Source organism: Halomonas beimenensis (genome assembly GCF_002549795.1).
Classification (GTDB): domain Bacteria; phylum Pseudomonadota; class Gammaproteobacteria; order Pseudomonadales; family Halomonadaceae; genus Halomonas; species Halomonas beimenensis.
The window spans coordinates 3,537,151-3,553,035 of record NZ_CP021435.1 but is presented as its reverse complement, the minus strand read 5'-3'; the positions used below and the strand labels follow the sequence as shown (position 1 = coordinate 3,553,035).

Sequence of the window (15,885 nt, the reverse complement as noted above, 5' to 3'; positions counted from 1 at the left end):
CGGGCACTTTCACCCCAGCGCGATGACGCCCATGCAAGTGATTCGAGGACTGCACAACCTGCGCGACGAGCATCGTGGCTGCGTGGCCACCATCGGCAACTTCGATGGCGTCCATCGCGGCCACCAGGCGATCCTCGATCAATTGCGCGAGCGGGCACGGGCCCTCGCGCTGCCGGTGACGGTAGTGGTCTTCGAGCCCCAGCCCCGGGAGTTCTTCGCCGGCGAGCAGGCTCCGCCCCGGCTCACCCGGCTGCGCGACAAGGTCGAGCTGCTGGCCGAGCACGGCGCCGATCGGGTGCTGTGCCTGCCGTTCAATGACGCCCTTCGCGGGCTTACCGCCCGGGAATTCATCGAACGGGTGCTGGTGCGTGGGCTCGGCGTGCGCCACCTGGTGGTGGGGGACGACTTCCGCTTCGGCTGCGACCGGCGCGGCGACTTCTCGCTGCTGGAGGTGGAGGGCGCCGGGCAGGGCTTCGGGGTGGAGCATACCCGCACCTTCCTGCTCGACGGCGAGCGGGTCTCGAGCTCGCGGGTTCGCACCCTGCTGACCAGTGGCAACTTCGCCCAGGCGGCGCGGCTGCTGGGGCGGCCCTACCGGCTCGGCGGCCGGGTGGTGCCCGACCGCCAGCTCGGCCGGACCATCGGCGTGCCCACCGCCAACCTGCCCCAGCCCGCCCGCTCGCTGGCCCTGCAGGGGGTCTACGCGGTGCTGACCGAGCTGCCGGACGGTCGCCGGGTCGAGGGCGTGGCCAACATCGGCTGGCGACCCACGGTGGGCAGCCACCGCCCGGTGCTCGAGGTGCATCTCTTCGACTTCGACGGCGACCTCTACGGCGAGTTTCTGACCGTGCTGCCCTGCGCCAAGCTGCGCGGCGAGGTGAAGTTCGACGGCCTCGACGCGCTCAAGGCCCAGATTCGTGCCGACCAGGCGCGCGCCCGGCGCTACTTCGCCGGAACGGACGACTCTCTTCCTCTGGCATCGGCGCCGCTGGCGCGCGAGGCCGTGATTTCCGATACCTCGGCGGGGCTGCCCGCCGACCACGACGACGGCTGACCCCCAGGATATGAGCGACTACAAGCACACACTGAACCTGCCCGAAACCGACTTCCCGATGCGCGGCATGCTGCCCAAGCGTGAGCCCGCCCGGGTGGCCAAGTGGCAGGAGATGGACCTCTACCATCGCCTGCGTGAGGCGCGTCGCGGCCGCGAGCTGTTCGTGCTGCACGATGGCCCTCCCTACGCCAACGGCAGCATTCATATCGGTCACGCCGTCAACAAGATCCTCAAGGACATCATCGTCAAGTCCCGGAACCTGGCCGGCTATGATGCGCCCTATGTGCCGGGCTGGGACTGCCACGGCCTGCCCATCGAGCACAAGGTGGAGACCACCCACGGCAAGCATCTCGAGCCGGCGAAGGCTCGCGAGCTGTGCCGCGAGTACGCCGCCGATCAGATCCAGGGGCAGTTGTCCGACTTCGTGCGCCTGGGGGTGATCGGCGACTGGGAGAACCCCTATCGCTCCATGGACTACGCCAACGAGGCCGGCGAGATCCGCGCCCTGGCCGAGATGGTCAAGGGCGGCTACGTCTTCAAGGGCCTGAAGCCGGTGAACTGGTGCTTCGACTGCGGCTCGGCGCTGGCCGAAGCGGAGGTGGAGTACGCCGACAAGCAGTCCGATGCCATCGATGTGGCCTTCCCCTGCGCCGAGGACGACAAGCTGGCCGCGGCCTTCGGCCTCGAGGCGCTCGACAAGCCCGCCGCCGTGGTGATCTGGACCACCACCCCCTGGACCATCCCGGCCAACCAGGCGCTGAATATCCACCCCGAGTTCACCTATGCGCTGGTCGATACCGGCGATCGCCTGCTGCTGCTCGCCGAGGAGCTGGTGGAGTCCTGCCTGGCGCGCTTCGGCCTCGAGGGCGAGATCGTCGCCACCGCCACCGGCGAGCGCCTGGACGGCATCGCGTTCGCCCATCCCTTCTACGAGCGCCGCTCGCCGGTGTACCTCGCCGACTATGTGGAGATCGACGAGGGCAGCACCGGCATCGTGCACTCGGCCCCGGCCTACGGCGTCGACGACTTCGTCACCTGCCGCGCCCACGGCATGGACTTCAGCGACATCCTCAACCCGGTGCAGGGCGATGGCGTCTACGCCGAGGACCTGCCGTTCTTCGGCGGCCAGCTGATCTGGAAGGCCAACCTGCAGATCGTCGCCAAGCTCGACGAGGTCGGCGCCCTGATGGCCCACAAGACCATCACCCACAGCTACATGCACTGCTGGCGCCACAAGACGCCGGTGATCTACCGGGCCACCGCCCAGTGGTTCGTGGGCATGGACCTCGAGGGGCATGACGGCCGCACCCTGCGGGACAAGGCGCTGGAGGGCATCGAGGCCACCGCCTTCACGCCGGCCTGGGGCAAGGCGCGCCTGCACGCCATGATCGCCAACCGCCCCGACTGGTGCATCTCCCGCCAGCGCAACTGGGGCGTGCCGATCCCCTTCTTCCTGCACAAGCAGACCGGCGAGCTGCACCCGCGGACCACCGAGCTGATGGAGGAGGCCGCCCAGCGCGTCGAGCGCGAGGGCATCGACGCCTGGTTCCGCCTCGACCCGGCCGAACTGCTGGGAGGCGAGGCCGCCGACTACGACAAGGTCACCGACACCCTGGACGTCTGGTTCGATTCCGGCACCACCCATCGCCACGTGCTGCGCGGCTCGCACCCCCACGGCCATGAGCAGGGGCCCCGGGCCGACCTCTACCTGGAGGGCTCCGACCAGCACCGCGGCTGGTTCCACTCCTCGCTGCTCACCGGCTGCGCCATGGACGGGCATCCGCCCTACAAGGGGCTGCTGACCCACGGCTTCACCGTGGACGCCCATGGCCGCAAGATGTCCAAGTCCCTGGGCAACGTGGTGGCGCCCCAGGAGGTGATGGACAAGCTGGGCGCCGACATCCTGCGCCTGTGGGTGGCCTCCACCGACTACGGCGGCGAGATGGCGGTCTCCGACGAGATCCTCAAGCGCACCGCCGACGTCTACCGGCGCATCCGCAACACCTCCCGCTTCCTGCTGGCCAACCTCAACGGCTTCGAGCCCTCGCGGGATGCCCTGGCCTTCGACGACCTGCTGGCCCTGGACCAGTGGGTGGTGGACCGTGCCGCCCAGCTGCAGGATCGCATCCGGAAGGCCTACGAGGAGTACCGCTTCCTCGACGTCTACCAGCAGGTTCATGGCTTCTGCGCCCGGGAGCTCGGCGGCTTCTACCTGGACGTGATCAAGGACCGCCAGTACACCACCCAGGCGGACTCCGTGGCCCGGCGCAGCGCCCAGACCGCCCTCTACCACGTCGTCCAGGCGCTGGTGCGCTGGGTGGCGCCGATCCTGTCCTTCACCGCCGAGGAGATCTACGAGCACATCCCCGGCGAGCGCGGCGACAGCGTGCTGCTTGAGGAGTACTACACGGGGCTCGGCACCCTGGCCGAGGACGCGCCGCTGGGGCGGGACTTCTGGGAGGAGGTGCTCACCGTCAAGCAAGCGGTCAACAAGTGCCTCGAGGAGGCCCGCAACGCCAAGACCATCAAGGGCAGCCTGGCCGCCGAGGTCACCCTCTACGTCGACGAGAGCCTGCAGGCGACCCTGGCCAAGCTCGGCGACGAGCTGCGCTTCGTGATGCTGACCAGCGAGGTCCACCTGGCACCGCTGGGCGAGGCGAAAGACGCCGAGGCCACCGAGCTCGAGGGGCTCAAGGTCGCGGTGGCGGCCAGCGAGCACAAGAAGTGCGAGCGCTGCTGGCACCACCGCGAGGACGTGGGGGCCCACGTTGGCCACGAGGACCTCTGCGGACGCTGCGTGAGCAACCTGCCGGATGGCCCCGGCGAGATCCGCCACTATGCGTGAGGGGGTCACCATGCCCGAGACCCCGAAGGGCGCCGCCGAGGCGGCACCCATGCACAAGCCGCTGCGCTGGCTGTGGCTGGCGGTCGCCTGGGTCGTGCTGGACCTGGGCACCAAGGCCCTGGCCTCGAGCCTGCTGGCCTATGCCCAGCCGGTGGCGGTGCTGCCCTTCTTCGACCTGACGCTGCTGCACAACACCGGGGCGGCCTTCAGCTTCCTGGCCGACCACCCCGGCTGGCAGCGCTGGTTCTTCGCCACCGTCGCGGTGGCGGCCAGCGTCGGACTGACCCTCTGGCTGCGCCGCCTGAAGGCCGACGAGAAGTGGCTGGCGGCGTCGCTGGCGCTGATCATCGGCGGCGCCCTGGGCAACCTCTACGACCGGCTGGTCCACGGCTACGTGGTGGATTTCCTGTCCTTCCATGTCGCCGGCTGGTACTACCCGGCCTTCAACGTGGCGGACATCGGCATCACCCTGGGGGCCATCGGGCTGATCTGGGAGTCGGTGTTCGGCGAACGCCGCCGTGCCCGGCGCCGTCCCTGAGGAACCCGAAGCGCGCCTCGTCATCCAAGCGGCAGCACCCCGTGCCCCGACAATTGCTTCGAGAGAGACTATGAGCGACCAACACGCCCACCGCATCGACGAGGGCATGGAAGTGACCCTGCACTTCACCCTCAAGCTGGAAGACGGTACCCAGGTGGACTCCACCCGCGACAAGGCGCCGGCCACCTTCCAGGTGGGGGACGGCAACCTGCCGCCGGGCTTCGAGCAACCGCTCAAGGGCCTCGGCGCCGGCGAGTCCGGCAGCTTCGAGATCGCCCCCGAGCATGGCTTCGGCCAGCACAACCCCCAGAACATCCAGGTGCTCAAGCGCGAGGACTTCGACAGCGAGGAGCCCGAAGTGGGCATGGTGATGTCCTTCGCCGATCCCTCCGGCGGCGAACTCCCCGGGGTGATCAAGCGCGTCGACGATGAACAGGTGGAAGTGGACTTCAACCATCCCCTGGCGGGGCGTACCCTGACCTTCGAGGTCGAGATCATCGACGTGAAGCCCGCCACCACCCACTGAGCGAGGCGTGGCTGCCGGGGTGTCGTGGCAGTGCAGCTTGCTTGCTGCGCGATGGCGGCGCCTCTCGACCCATCCCATGCAACGATGCCCAGCATCAAGGCAAGGCAAATCATGCAAATCAAGCTGGCCAATCCCCGCGGCTTCTGCGCCGGCGTCGATCGCGCCATCGAGATCGTCAACCGGGCCCTGGACGTCTTCGATCCGCCCATCTACGTGCGTCACGAGGTGGTCCACAACCGCTTCGTCGTCGACAGCCTTCGCGAGCGCGGGGCCGTCTTCGTCGAGGAGCTCGACGAGGTCCCGGACGACGTCATCGTCATCTTCTCGGCCCACGGGGTGTCCCGGGCCGTGCAGGAGGAGGCCGAGCGTCGCGGACTCAAGGTGTTCGACGCCACCTGCCCGCTGGTCACCAAGGTCCACATGGAGGTGCTGCGCTACGCTCGCCGCGGCCAGGAGTGCATCCTGATCGGCCACGAGGGCCATCCCGAGGTGGAGGGCACCATGGGGCGCTACGACACCTCCCACGGCGGGCGCATCTACCTGGTCGAGGACGAGAAGGACGTGGCCGACCTCGAGGTGAAGGACCCGGCCCGGCTGGCCTTCGTGACCCAGACCACGCTCTCCATGGACGACACCGCCCGGGTGATCGACGCCCTCCGCGAGAAATTCCCCGAGATACAGGGACCGCGCAAGGACGATATCTGCTACGCGACCCAGAACCGCCAGGACGCCGTGCGCGAACTGGCCGCCGGCTGCGACCTGGTGCTGGTGGTGGGCAGTCCCAACAGCTCCAACTCCAACCGCCTGCGCGAACTCTCCGAGCGGGTCGGCACCGCTGCCTACCTGATCGACAACGCCGACCAGATCGACCCGGCCTGGCTCGAGGGCGTGAGCGCCGTGGGCGTGACCGCCGGCGCCAGCGCGCCCGAGGTGCTGGTCAAGGGCGTGATCGAGCGGCTCCAGGCCCTGGGGGCGACCGCCCCGGAGGAGCTCGCCGGCCGCGAGGAGACCATCACCTTCTCCATGCCCCGGGAGCTGCGCGAACGGGTCATCGCCAGCGAGTGAGCCGGCAGGCCCCATCGCGACGGGAAAACGCCGCCTTCCCCGCCGGGAAGGCGGCGTTTGTGTGAAGGCTGTCCCTGCAACAGGGTGAGGATCCTCATGTCTGGCGAGTCAGGATTGATCGCTTCGGCATAGTCGAGCGGGAAGGCAGCCGGACATGATCGCCGTTGCTCCCTGCATGGCTAAGACCGATTGGTAATGACAACAGATGCCTATATTCCAGACCGAGCCGTCATACAGGCGAGTGGCACCTTGCCTAGGTCCACGAAGCCCGTGGTCACGGTATTCCTCGCCGCACCGTCACCAGGAAGGCCAGCCCCTCTGCCTGGCGGGAGGTTTGCCGGCGCTCACCCCAAGGATGGGAGATGTCACACTCGCCCTATCGGAGTCCCGGAAGTTGATACATACTGAAACCAAATGTAACCAGGGTGGAGAGGCACGCGGAGTGACCAGGACGACCCCCCCTTGCCAAGCAGGAGCCCAGCGTCACCGCCCCACGCGGGCGATGCTCGGCTTCACGCTGATCGAGCTGATGATCACCGTGGCGGTGATCGCCATCCTCGCGGCCATCGCCTATCCCAGCTATACGCAGTACGTCCAGGAGGCCAGAAGGACGGATGGCATGTCGGCACTCAGCAATCTTGCAGGCCAGCTTGAGCGTTGTTACACGGTCAGCAACGATTACACGGCTGGGAGCTGTCCCAGCGGAACTTCGACATCGGATGAAGGCTTCTACTCGGTCAGTATTACCGCCTCTGCTTCCAGTTACACCTTGACTGCATCACCGCAGGGAGCTCAATCCACCGATGACTGCGGAAACTTGACCTTGAATCATCAGGGTGTGAGGACTCCCGATGGCTGCTGGTGATAACAAAATGGGAGGATTCACCCTGATCGAGTTGCTGGTCACTCTGGCCGTCGGGGTGATTCTGCTAACGGTAGCCGTACCGAGTTTTCAGGGGTTGATCGCTCAGAATCGTCTGGAAGCGGAGTACTATCAAGTGCTGTCGGGGTTCCGGTTCGCTCGGAGCGAAGCCTTGAAAAGAAGGGAGCCAGTCACGGCTGTCATGACGCCAGATGGTGATGGAGCTGGCTGGAGGCTCGAGGTCAAGCTCGATGATGGGTCTGGTCTTGGTGCAATCGACTGTACCAGTACAGCCGACCCGAACTGTTTGATGGTTCGAAATCATGAGGGGGCGATACCTGCCCTCACCATCACCAATTCGAATGTCACGTTCAATGCAGTAGGTAGGCTGGTCTCCGGTGGGGGGAATGTCCAGGTAGATATCACGCACGATGGCGATACGCAGCAGGTCTGTGTCGAGTTGTCGGGAAATGTGGTGGGGCGCAGTTGTGCTTAAGTCATCAGGAATACGGTGGCAGCATGGGTTCACTCTTCTTGAAGTGTTGATCGCCGTGCTTGTTCTGTCGGTGGGAGTTTTGGGTTTGGCCGCCATGGAGCTCAAGGGGCTGCAGTCAACGGGCGTGGCGTATCAGCGCACCCTGGCAACGGCCGCCGCTCAGGATGGGGTAGAGCGACTCTGGGCCGAGTTGTGGAGCGATAACACGACCTGTCCTGCCCCTGCCGACGTCACTGCTGCTTGGTATGCTGCCTGGAACGGTATCCTCGAGGAGATGGAAGACAGTGGCTCAGACATCGTGGCCGATGCATCGGACCCTTGTCTTTATACGGTGACCGTACGGTGGAGTGAGGGGCGCTTTAGCAGCGAGACGGATACCGCGAGACTCGTCTACCGGGCCAAGTTGCCCGGGGGAGTGGCGCCATGAAAGCTGCTGGCTCAAGATCTCAACAAGGCTTCACCTTGGTGGAGCTGATGATCGCCCTGGTGCTTGGCCTACTGGTCGTGCTGGGTGTGTCACAGGTTTACTTGATGACTCTGCAGTCCTCCCGGGCGATTGCCGATGTCGCGGCTCGGCAGGAAGTGGTTAGCTATTTCAGCAATGTCGTGGGCAATGAAGTGCGTGCTTCCTTCACCGCTTATCCAGTGAGTGGTGGGGTGCCTGATGCCAGTGCGGGAAATCTTCAAATCAATTACACGGATGATGCTGCAGACCCACCTTTCAGTGAGCTCTATTGCCCTGCATCAGAGGCTTTGGAAGCCTTGGAGTATTACAGTGAAGAGGATGCCGGGTTGGGAGAAAGCTTTCTGGTGGTTGTTCCCTTCTGCTCCGTCAGCGGGAATACCGGTGCGCAGAGGGTCCTGTCCGGGGTTGATGGCCTGGTGTTCGATCGAGGCACGGATGATCGCTTCATCGATGTGACCATGACGCTGTCGAGTTCGGACAACACGTTTTCGAATGCGGCGGCTTCCAAGAACACGATCGAAATGCGGATGGTCAGCCATTCGGTGTCAATTTTTGACTGATGGTCTTGAGCCACTGGAGGTCTTATGAAAATCAAACAGCAGGGGATGGCCTTGACGGTCAGCCTGGTACTCCTGGTCGGTGCTCTGGTGGTGGCGGTAGGAGGGTTGCAGACGGCTCAGCTCGAAGAAGCTTCGACCGGGAATAATAGAGCCAGTGCCAATGCCTTGATGGCCGCCGAATACGGAGCATCGGAGCAGCTTGCTGCGTTAAAGAGTTCCGGTCAAGGTCCTTCGGATTTCTCTGACTGTACCGGTTCGCCCTCTTATGGCGGACTGCAGTCCGTCTCGAATACCCAGGATGCTACGGCAGGCTTTCGAGTGGAAACATGTCGTTCCGGCGTAGATGCCATTCGCATCACCGTTCAGGGTGAAGCAGGCCAGATCGTCCGGACCATCCAGATAGGGTATACACAGGCCGACTCAACCTTCCTCGGCCTTTCTACCATAAACTTTCCAGGGCATATCAATTCCTTTGATGCACCCAACTCCAACTCTTTCATCGTCGAGGGGGCGGTCGATGAAAGTGTGAGTGGTGGTCAACGTCCAGCGATCTCGACACACTCTCCTGATGATGATCCTAGTGATCCATCTGATTCCGATTATGATACCGTCGTGAATGCGATCGAGGGTGCGGGGCGTGAAGATAATTACAATGGGGGTATCTCTACGGAAGTCAGTGAAAGCCTGTTGACCGATCCGGCGGCTTTTTCACAATTCGTGGCTGATATAAAGTCGTATGCGAATGATCCTGGCAATTCTAATGGCCAGGTGATTTCTGAAATCGATACCACCGGAAACGACAAGACGAATCTGGATAACATGATCACGGTCGTGGAGGGGGATCTGACGCTGAGTGGCAACGCCAGCGGCTCGGGCATACTGATCGTGGAGGGCGACTACGGCACCTCGGGGACGCCACAGTTCGATGGCCTGATTATCGTTCAGGGCGATACCTTCGGCATCTCCGGGGGTGGGCATGGCGGCATGAACGGTGCCTTGATCATGGCGCCAATGCCGCTTGTGACCACGACGGACGAGCAGGGAAATACCCAAACGAACTATTCGGATGCCGATGTCGTCACCAACGGAGGGGGGAATGCGGCCTACTCCTACGATGCGGATGCACTGACGGCGGCCTTTAATCTCTTGCCGACGTCCCTACAGCAGGAGTGGATGTCCAATAATGTCAGCACCTATGCGGAGACGGAGGTCACTAGTTGGCAAGAGCTCCTGTAAGCTCTCCGGTACCTGAGACATAGACTTCGGAACGCGAATCTCAGCAGTCGGGCGATGTGGGTTCGGTGCGTACACGCCCAGTGTTTCCAATAATGGCCGTTGCACTTTCGCTATTTCGTCCACAGATCGCGAAAGTGCCGTTATAGCCTTGTGACCAGCCGATGGCCGAAAACCGGATCGGTCGGTCATTTCGGTTGAACGATACGGTGACGCCATCTACGGGGTGAAGCGCCTGCAGGATGGTGTTTTCGGCCAGGCTGCCCCCCGTTGCTTCACCCTCGACGATGACCCAATCCAATGACCAGTCGTTGAAGTTGCAATGGGTGTAGGTGGGGCCCTGGCTCGCGCATACCGATATTGTACTCCGCTTCATGATGGCAGCATTCCTCGCCAGGGACAGCGCCCTCACGATGCGCTGGGTTTCCGCGGCGACCTCGTTGCGGGCGCTGAAGCGCTGGAAGCCGGGCACCGCCCAGGTGGCCAGGATGACCAGCACGGTCAGGGCGACCAGCAGTTCGATCAACGTCAGTCCGCGCTGGCCGTCCTTTGCGGGGCCGTGCTGCGGGCCGGTATGGTAAGGTCTAGCGACGGCGTCGGCGACCATGTCGGGCCTCCCGGGAAGTGCCGCTTTCCATTGAGCTGACTCTTACTATCCGTCGGCCGCCGTGCCCCCTCCGTCAGTCAACTCGGACACAGCTCGTGAGCGATTTTCTCGTCGTGGGCGGGGGCGTCATCGGCATGATGACGACCCTGCAACTGGCCGATGCCGGCCATTCGGTGACCCTGCTCGAACGCGGCCGTTGCGGTCGTGAGGCTTCCTGGGCCGGAGGCGGCATCGTCTCGCCGCTCTATCCCTGGCGCTATACGGCGCCCATCTCCCGTCTTTCCGGCTGGTCGGAAGGCTACTACCCCGAACTGGCCCTGCGGCTGTACGAGGAAACCGGGGTGGACCCGGAGTATCGCCAGAAAGGCCTGCTCTACCTGCGCGTCGAGGACGAGGCGCGCGCCATGGCCTGGGCCCGGGAGGTGGGTAAGCCGCTGGAGCGGGTATCGGCCGACTTCCTCTATGCCAAGGAACCGGAAGTCGCCCCAGGGTGTCAGGAGGCGCTGTGGATGCCGACCCTGGGCAGCATCCGCAATCCGCGGCTCACCCGGGCCCTCCATGCCCGCTTGAGCGCGATGCAAGGCGTTACCCTGCGCGAGGAGTGCGAGGTGCGGGGCTTCCGCCAGGCGGGCGGCCGGGTGACGGCCGTCGAGACCTCTCAGGGCCCGGTGGCCGCCGATCAGGTCCTCGTCTGTGGCGGCGCCTGGGCGGCGGCTCTGCTGGAGGAGGTCGGGATCACGCTGCCGGTGCGCCCGGTGAAGGGGCAGATGATCCTCTTCAAGGCGCCGCCCGGACTGGTGAACCGCGTCGTGCTGATGGATGGGCGCTACGTCATTCCCCGGGCCGATGGCCGCGTGCTCGCCGGCTCGACCCTGGAGGACGCGGGATTCGACAAGACGGTGTCCGGAGAGGCGAGAGAGTCGCTCTGGGCCTCGGCCACCCGGATCGTGCCGGCGCTGGCCGATTGCCTGGTGGAGCATCACTGGGCGGGGCTGCGTCCCGGTTCGCCGGATGGCGTGCCCTTCATCGGTGCGGTGCCCGGTCTCGAGAACCTGCACGTCAATGCCGGCCACTACCGCAACGGCCTGGTGCTGGCGCCGGCCGCGACGCGGCTGATGGTCGATGAGTTGCTGGGCCGGGCGCCGATCCTCGACCCGGCGCCCTATGCGCTGGAGGGGCGATTGGCAGGGGGCCTGTAATCAGTTCTTCGCCCCCGGGCGTGACTACCATGGTGGGAGCGCAGCTTCGCTGCGCGATACCGCCCGAAGGGCGGTCCTCTCTGGCTCCGAGGGCGCCTGGCGGCGCCATCGCCGATGCGTCGGACCGGCTCTGAAGAGCGCTCCCACGAACCCCCGCTCAACTCCCGTCCCGTCGCTCCTCCAGGTACTTGTCGCGGTGATCCCGGGAACAGAACCATTCGCCCTTGTCGCGCAGGGCGTCGTCCTCCGGCAGGTGCACCTGGCACCAGGCGCAGCGCACCATCTGCCCGCCCTCGGCCCCCGCCTGGGCCACCTGCTCGCGGTCCAGCTTCCATTCGCGGTACATGCGATAGAGCTTGAGGCCGGCGAAGAACAGCACGGCGAAGACGATCAGGCGGATCAGCAAGAGATTCATCCTTCGGTGACTCCCTGGTGCGGGCCGGTCGCCTTTGCCACTCGACCGCCCTTGCGGGACAATGCAGGTATCACAGGATTCTCGAGAGATTTCTACGCCCATGCAAGACCTGACGCTGGTGATGGCTCAGCTGGACCCCCTGGTCGGGGACATTCCCGGCAACACCGACCGAGCCATCGAGACGGTACGAGAAGCGCGCATCGAGCATGGTGCCGACATCGTGGTGCTGCCCGAGCTGTTCCTGACCGGCTATCCGCCGGAGGACCTGTTGCTGCGCCCCTCCATGGAGACGCGCCTGCGTCACGCCCGGGCCCGGCTGGCCGAGAAGGTGGCCAGCGACGTCATGGTGATCGTCGGCTACCCGGGACGCCGCGAAGGGCAGAACTGGAACCTGGCCGGCGTGCTCTACAACGGCGAATGGCTCGACGAGTACGCCAAGCAGGCGCTGCCCAACTACGAGGTCTTCGACGAGCAGCGTTACTTCTCGGTGGGACGCAAGCCCCTGGTCGTGGAGCACAAGGGCGCCAAGCTGGGCATCCTGATCTGCGAGGACCTCTGGGCCGAGGCCCCGGTGCAACAGGCCAGGGACGCCGGCGCCGAGATCCTGGTGACCCTCAACGCTTCTCCCTTCCACCAGGACAAGCCCTCCGAACGCCTCGCGCTGCTCGAGCAGCGAGCGCGGGAGGTGTCGCTGCCGATCCTCTACGTCAACCAGATCGGCGGCCAGGACGAGCTGGTCTTCGATGGGGGCTCGGCCTGCGTGGACGCCCGGGGCGAGCTGCGGGTCCAGGCGCCGCACTGGGCGGTGGGGCTGATGCCGGTCCAGTTCGTGCGCGAGCAGGGTCGCTGGGTGCCGCAGCCCGGCGAGGTCGACGAGCCGGTGTCGCCGGAGGAGAACCTCTACTGCGCGCTCGTCACCGGGCTGCGCGACTACGTCAACAAGAGCGGCTTCCAGGGCGTGGTGCTGGGACTCTCGGGCGGTATCGACTCGGCCCTGTCGCTGGCCATCGCCGTGGATGCCCTGGGGCCTCAGCGGGTCCATGCGGTGATGATGCCGTATCACTACACCGCCGACATCTCCCGGGAGGATGCCGCCCAGCAGGCGCAGATGCTCGGCGTGGGTTACGAGGTGCTGCCGATCGAGCCGATGGTCGAGGCCTTCATGAGCACCCTGGCCGAGAGCTTCGCCGGCACCGAGCGGGACACCACCGAGGAGAACCTGCAGTCGCGCTGTCGTGGCGTGCTGCTGATGGCGCTCTCCAACAAGAAGGGCCTGATGGTGCTCTCCACCGGCAACAAGAGCGAGATGGCGGTGGGCTACGCGACCCTGTACGGCGACATGGTGGGCGGCTACAACGCCATCAAGGATGTCTACAAGACCTGGGTCTATCGCCTGGCCCGCTGGCGCAACACCCAGTCGCCGGCGATTCCCGAGCGGGTCATCGAGCGTCCGCCCTCCGCGGAGCTGGCCCCGGGGCAGCAGGACAGCGACTCGCTGCCCGACTACGACACCCTGGACGCCATCCTGGTGCGCTACATCGAGGGCGACATGAGCGCCGAGGCCATCATCGATGCCGGCTTCGACCGGGACGACGTCTACCAGGTGGTGCGCCTGGTCGACCGCTGCGAATACAAGCGTCGCCAGGCACCGGTGGGCGTTCGGGTCACCCGGCGCGGCTTCGGCCGGGATCGGCGTTACCCGATCGTCAACGGCTGGCAGCCCGGCGAATAGGTCCCTTCGCAGCTGTCAGCTACAAGGCGCAAGCTACAAGGAACCCCGAAGGCCTCGACCTTCGGGGTTCCTCGTTGTTGGGGACGTGACCATCCTGTCGACTTGCAGCTTGCAGCTGAGGTGGCCCTGAAAAAGTAGACACCTTGATCAGGCAGCGGCTTCAAACGCCTTGGGCGATACCCCGCCCAAGGCGCCATGCAGCCGCACCTTATCGTAATACTCTTCGATGTAGTACTCCGCCTCAGCCTGCAGTTCAGCACGACTCTGCCGTGCCAGGCGACGGAGCCACTCTTCCTTCAGCTGGGCAAAGAAACTCTCGGCACAGGCGTTATCCCAGCAATTGCCACGACGGGACATGCTCAACGTGATGCCTCGCTCCGTCAGCCACCGCATCACGTTCTCGCTGCGGTACTGCGCCCCCTGATCTGAATGGAACAGCATGCCTCCGCTTGAGGGCTGCCGCGCCGCCCAGGCCATCCTCAGCGCCCGCTCCACCAGGTGGCTGTCGTTGAGAGGCCCACCGGCCCAGCCGACGATCCGCCGGGAATACAGGTCCATGACGATGGCCAGGTACCACCAGCCTTCGTGACAGCGTACCTGTGTGATGTCCGAGACCCAGACGCGATTGGGCGCCGTCACATCGAATTCTCGGTTCAGCAGGTTGGGTAAGGCCGGCAGGCCAGGCTTGGGGCGCCGATAACCGGGGCGCAAGGCCCGTGTCGAGCGATAGCCCGCGCGCTGCAGGAGCCGCTGCACACGATTCTGGCTACAGGCAAAGCCCACGTTCACGGCCGCCTGCCAGAGTTTGCGATAACCTGGTACGCCTGCCTGCCGGTCAGCTTCGGCCAGCAGGAAGCGCAACAGGCGCTCGTTCTCCGTCACCTGGGGGGACGGTCGGCGACTTAGCCAGCGATAGAAGCCCGCCTTGGACACGCCGAGTACTCCGCACATCAAAACAACCGTCCAGCGTCGGGAGCGGTAGCGCTTGATGAAGGCGAACTTCACTTCGGGTCTTTGGCGAAGTACTCGTTGGCCTTTTTTAGGATTTCGACTTCCAGCTCGGCCCGCTCGAGACGCTTCTTGAGTCGCCGGTTCTCACGCTCCAGCTCATGCTGGCTCTTGTGGGGACCCGCGTTGGGCACCCCCTTGGGCTGGCGGTCATCCGTGGTCACGAGTTCTCGCCTCCATCGACCTAGCAGTTTCGGGTGTATCCCGAACCGCTCCGCTACGCGGGCCTGGGGTTCGGGGGACTCCAGCGAATGCTGGACCACATGGCGTTTGAACTCCAGGGAGAACTGGCGACGGGTTTTCAAGCGCATAGCACCTTACCTCCGGGTTGCAGGTAAGGTGTCTACAAATTCAGGGGCACTCCAAGCTTGCAGCTTGCAGCTTGCAGCTTGCAGCTTGCAGCTTGCAGCTTGCAGCTTGCAGCTTGCAGCTTGCAGCTGCTCAGGCCGAAATCGCCGGGGCGTCCACGTGGCGGGGCTGGAAGGTGCGGCCGTCCAGGCGTTCGTGATCCGGGGCGTTGTCGATCAGTACGCGCAGCGTCTCGCGGGCGCGTTCGCTCATGTCGAGGCCCAGGTAGCCCTCGACCATCACCGCCAGGGCGTCGCGCGTCGCCTCGGACTGCGGATAGTGCTCGATGACCCAGCGGCCGCGCTCCACGGCGGCCAGGTAGGCGCCCTTGCGCAGGTAGAAGTCCGCCACCTGCAGCTCGTGACGGGCCAGGACGTTACGCAGGTAGACGATGCGCTGGCGGGCGTCCGGCGCGTACTGGCTGTCGGGGAAGCGCTGGACCAGCTCGCGGAAGTCGGCGTAGGCATCCCGGGTGGCGCCCAGGTCGCGCTTGGAGATGTCGATCAGGCGCAGGCCTTCCAGGCTGAAGCGACCGGCCTGCCAGGCGGCCAGGCCGCGCAGGTAGTAGGCGTAGTCGACCTGGGGGTGGTCCGGGTGCAGGCGGATGAAGCGGCTGGCGGCGGCGCGGGCGGCTTCCCAGTCGTCGGTCTCGTAATAGGCGTAGATCAGCTCCAGCTGGGCCTGTTCGGCGGTCTCGCCGAAGGGGTAGCGGGTATCGATGGCCTCGAGCCGGTTGATGGCGGTGGTGTAGTGCCCGCTCTCCAGTGCGGTGCGACCTTCCTCGTAGAGCTGGCGCTCGGCGAGATCCGGGGCCTGCTCGTCGCCGGTGCTGGCACAGCCGGCCAGCAGGGCGGTCGCCACACAGATCGCGGCCAGGCGATAGCCGGTCGTGATAACGCGCATCGTGATCCTCGTGTCAAACAACCCGGGG

16 protein-coding genes are annotated in these 15,885 nt (G+C 65.2%); 12 read left to right on the top strand and 4 right to left on the bottom strand.

Annotation, left to right across the window (positions count from 1 at the left end; genetic code table 11):
- Positions 1-31 precede the first annotated feature (31 nt).
- The 10 genes from ribF (at position 32) to BEI_RS19065 (ending at position 9,648) form a co-directional block, all read left to right on the top strand.
- Positions 32-1,054 (top strand): bifunctional riboflavin kinase/FAD synthetase, encoded by a 1,023-nt coding sequence (ribF, locus tag BEI_RS16505; protein WP_097790533.1) that lies wholly within the window; start codon positions 32-34, stop codon positions 1,052-1,054.
- 10 nt (positions 1,055-1,064) lie between these two features.
- The gene (gene ileS, locus BEI_RS16500) at positions 1,065-3,899 is read left to right on the top strand and encodes an isoleucine--tRNA ligase (RefSeq protein WP_097790532.1); all 2,835 of its coding nucleotides are present in this window, start codon (positions 1,065-1,067) and stop codon (positions 3,897-3,899) included.
- A gap of 10 nt (positions 3,900-3,909) precedes the next feature.
- On the top strand, positions 3,910-4,437 hold the full coding sequence (lspA, locus tag BEI_RS16495; RefSeq protein WP_097791133.1) for a signal peptidase II: 528 nt from the start codon (positions 3,910-3,912) through the stop codon (positions 4,435-4,437).
- A 70-nt stretch (positions 4,438-4,507) separates the two neighbouring features.
- Positions 4,508-4,963 (top strand): FKBP-type peptidyl-prolyl cis-trans isomerase, encoded by a 456-nt coding sequence (gene fkpB / locus BEI_RS16490; RefSeq protein ID WP_097790531.1) that lies wholly within the window; start codon positions 4,508-4,510, stop codon positions 4,961-4,963.
- A gap of 84 nt (positions 4,964-5,047) precedes the next feature.
- Positions 5,048-6,028, top strand: coding sequence for a 4-hydroxy-3-methylbut-2-enyl diphosphate reductase (gene ispH / locus BEI_RS16485; RefSeq protein ID WP_193765128.1), 981 nt, complete (start codon positions 5,048-5,050; stop codon positions 6,026-6,028).
- A gap of 502 nt (positions 6,029-6,530) precedes the next feature.
- A complete protein-coding gene (locus tag BEI_RS16480) occupies positions 6,531-6,893 on the top strand; it encodes a type IV pilin protein (RefSeq protein WP_097790529.1) in 363 nt (120 codons plus the stop codon).
- On the top strand, positions 6,880-7,386 hold the full coding sequence (locus BEI_RS16475) for a GspH/FimT family pseudopilin (RefSeq protein ID WP_097790528.1): 507 nt from the start codon (positions 6,880-6,882) through the stop codon (positions 7,384-7,386). The genes BEI_RS16480 and BEI_RS16475 overlap by 14 nt, the downstream gene beginning before the upstream one ends.
- The gene (gene pilV / locus BEI_RS16470) at positions 7,322-7,813 is read left to right on the top strand and encodes a type IV pilus modification protein PilV (protein WP_338035683.1); all 492 of its coding nucleotides are present in this window, start codon (positions 7,322-7,324) and stop codon (positions 7,811-7,813) included. The genes BEI_RS16475 and pilV overlap by 65 nt, the downstream gene beginning before the upstream one ends.
- Positions 7,810-8,412: a PilW family protein gene (locus BEI_RS16465; protein ID WP_097790527.1), complete on the top strand. Its 603-nt coding sequence runs from the start codon at positions 7,810-7,812 to the stop codon at positions 8,410-8,412. Before pilV ends, BEI_RS16465 begins: the two co-directional genes overlap by 4 nt.
- Before the next feature lie 24 nt (positions 8,413-8,436).
- Positions 8,437-9,648 (top strand): hypothetical protein, encoded by a 1,212-nt coding sequence (locus BEI_RS19065; protein ID WP_153045806.1) that lies wholly within the window; start codon positions 8,437-8,439, stop codon positions 9,646-9,648.
- A 40-nt stretch (positions 9,649-9,688) separates the two neighbouring features.
- On the opposite strand, the gene BEI_RS16455 is transcribed toward BEI_RS19065, so the two are convergent.
- Positions 9,689-10,252 carry a GspH/FimT family pseudopilin gene (locus BEI_RS16455; protein WP_097790525.1) on the bottom strand — a complete coding sequence of 188 codons (564 nt, stop codon included), beginning with the start codon at positions 10,250-10,252 and terminating at the stop codon, positions 9,689-9,691.
- A 95-nt stretch (positions 10,253-10,347) separates the two neighbouring features.
- Here BEI_RS16455 and thiO point away from each other — a divergent pair, with 95 nt between their 5' ends.
- Entirely contained in the window at positions 10,348-11,451 is a 1,104-nt protein-coding gene (thiO, locus tag BEI_RS16450; protein WP_097790524.1) for a glycine oxidase ThiO, read from the top strand.
- 157 nt (positions 11,452-11,608) lie between these two features.
- Here the strand turns inward: thiO and BEI_RS16445 are convergent, their stop codons facing one another.
- Positions 11,609-11,866 carry a PP0621 family protein gene (locus BEI_RS16445; protein ID WP_097790523.1) on the bottom strand — a complete coding sequence of 86 codons (258 nt, stop codon included), beginning with the start codon at positions 11,864-11,866 and terminating at the stop codon, positions 11,609-11,611.
- 100 nt (positions 11,867-11,966) lie between these two features.
- Between BEI_RS16445 and BEI_RS16440 the strand changes: the two genes are divergently transcribed.
- Positions 11,967-13,598 carry an NAD+ synthase gene (locus BEI_RS16440; protein WP_097790522.1) on the top strand — a complete coding sequence of 544 codons (1,632 nt, stop codon included), beginning with the start codon at positions 11,967-11,969 and terminating at the stop codon, positions 13,596-13,598.
- A 147-nt stretch (positions 13,599-13,745) separates the two neighbouring features.
- Here BEI_RS16440 and BEI_RS16435 read toward each other — a convergent pair.
- Both BEI_RS16435 and BEI_RS16430 read right to left on the bottom strand, forming a co-directional pair.
- Positions 13,746-14,917 (bottom strand): IS3 family transposase gene (locus BEI_RS16435; protein ID WP_097789061.1). Its coding sequence is split into 2 segments (ribosomal slippage): positions 13,746-14,641 and positions 14,641-14,917, totalling 1,173 coding nucleotides; the frame shifts between segments, so codons are not numbered across the junction.
- A gap of 130 nt (positions 14,918-15,047) precedes the next feature.
- Positions 15,048-15,857, bottom strand: a complete 810-nt coding sequence (locus tag BEI_RS16430) for an outer membrane protein assembly factor BamD (RefSeq protein ID WP_097790521.1) — start codon at positions 15,855-15,857, stop codon at positions 15,048-15,050.
- Positions 15,858-15,885: the final 28 nt, after the last annotated feature.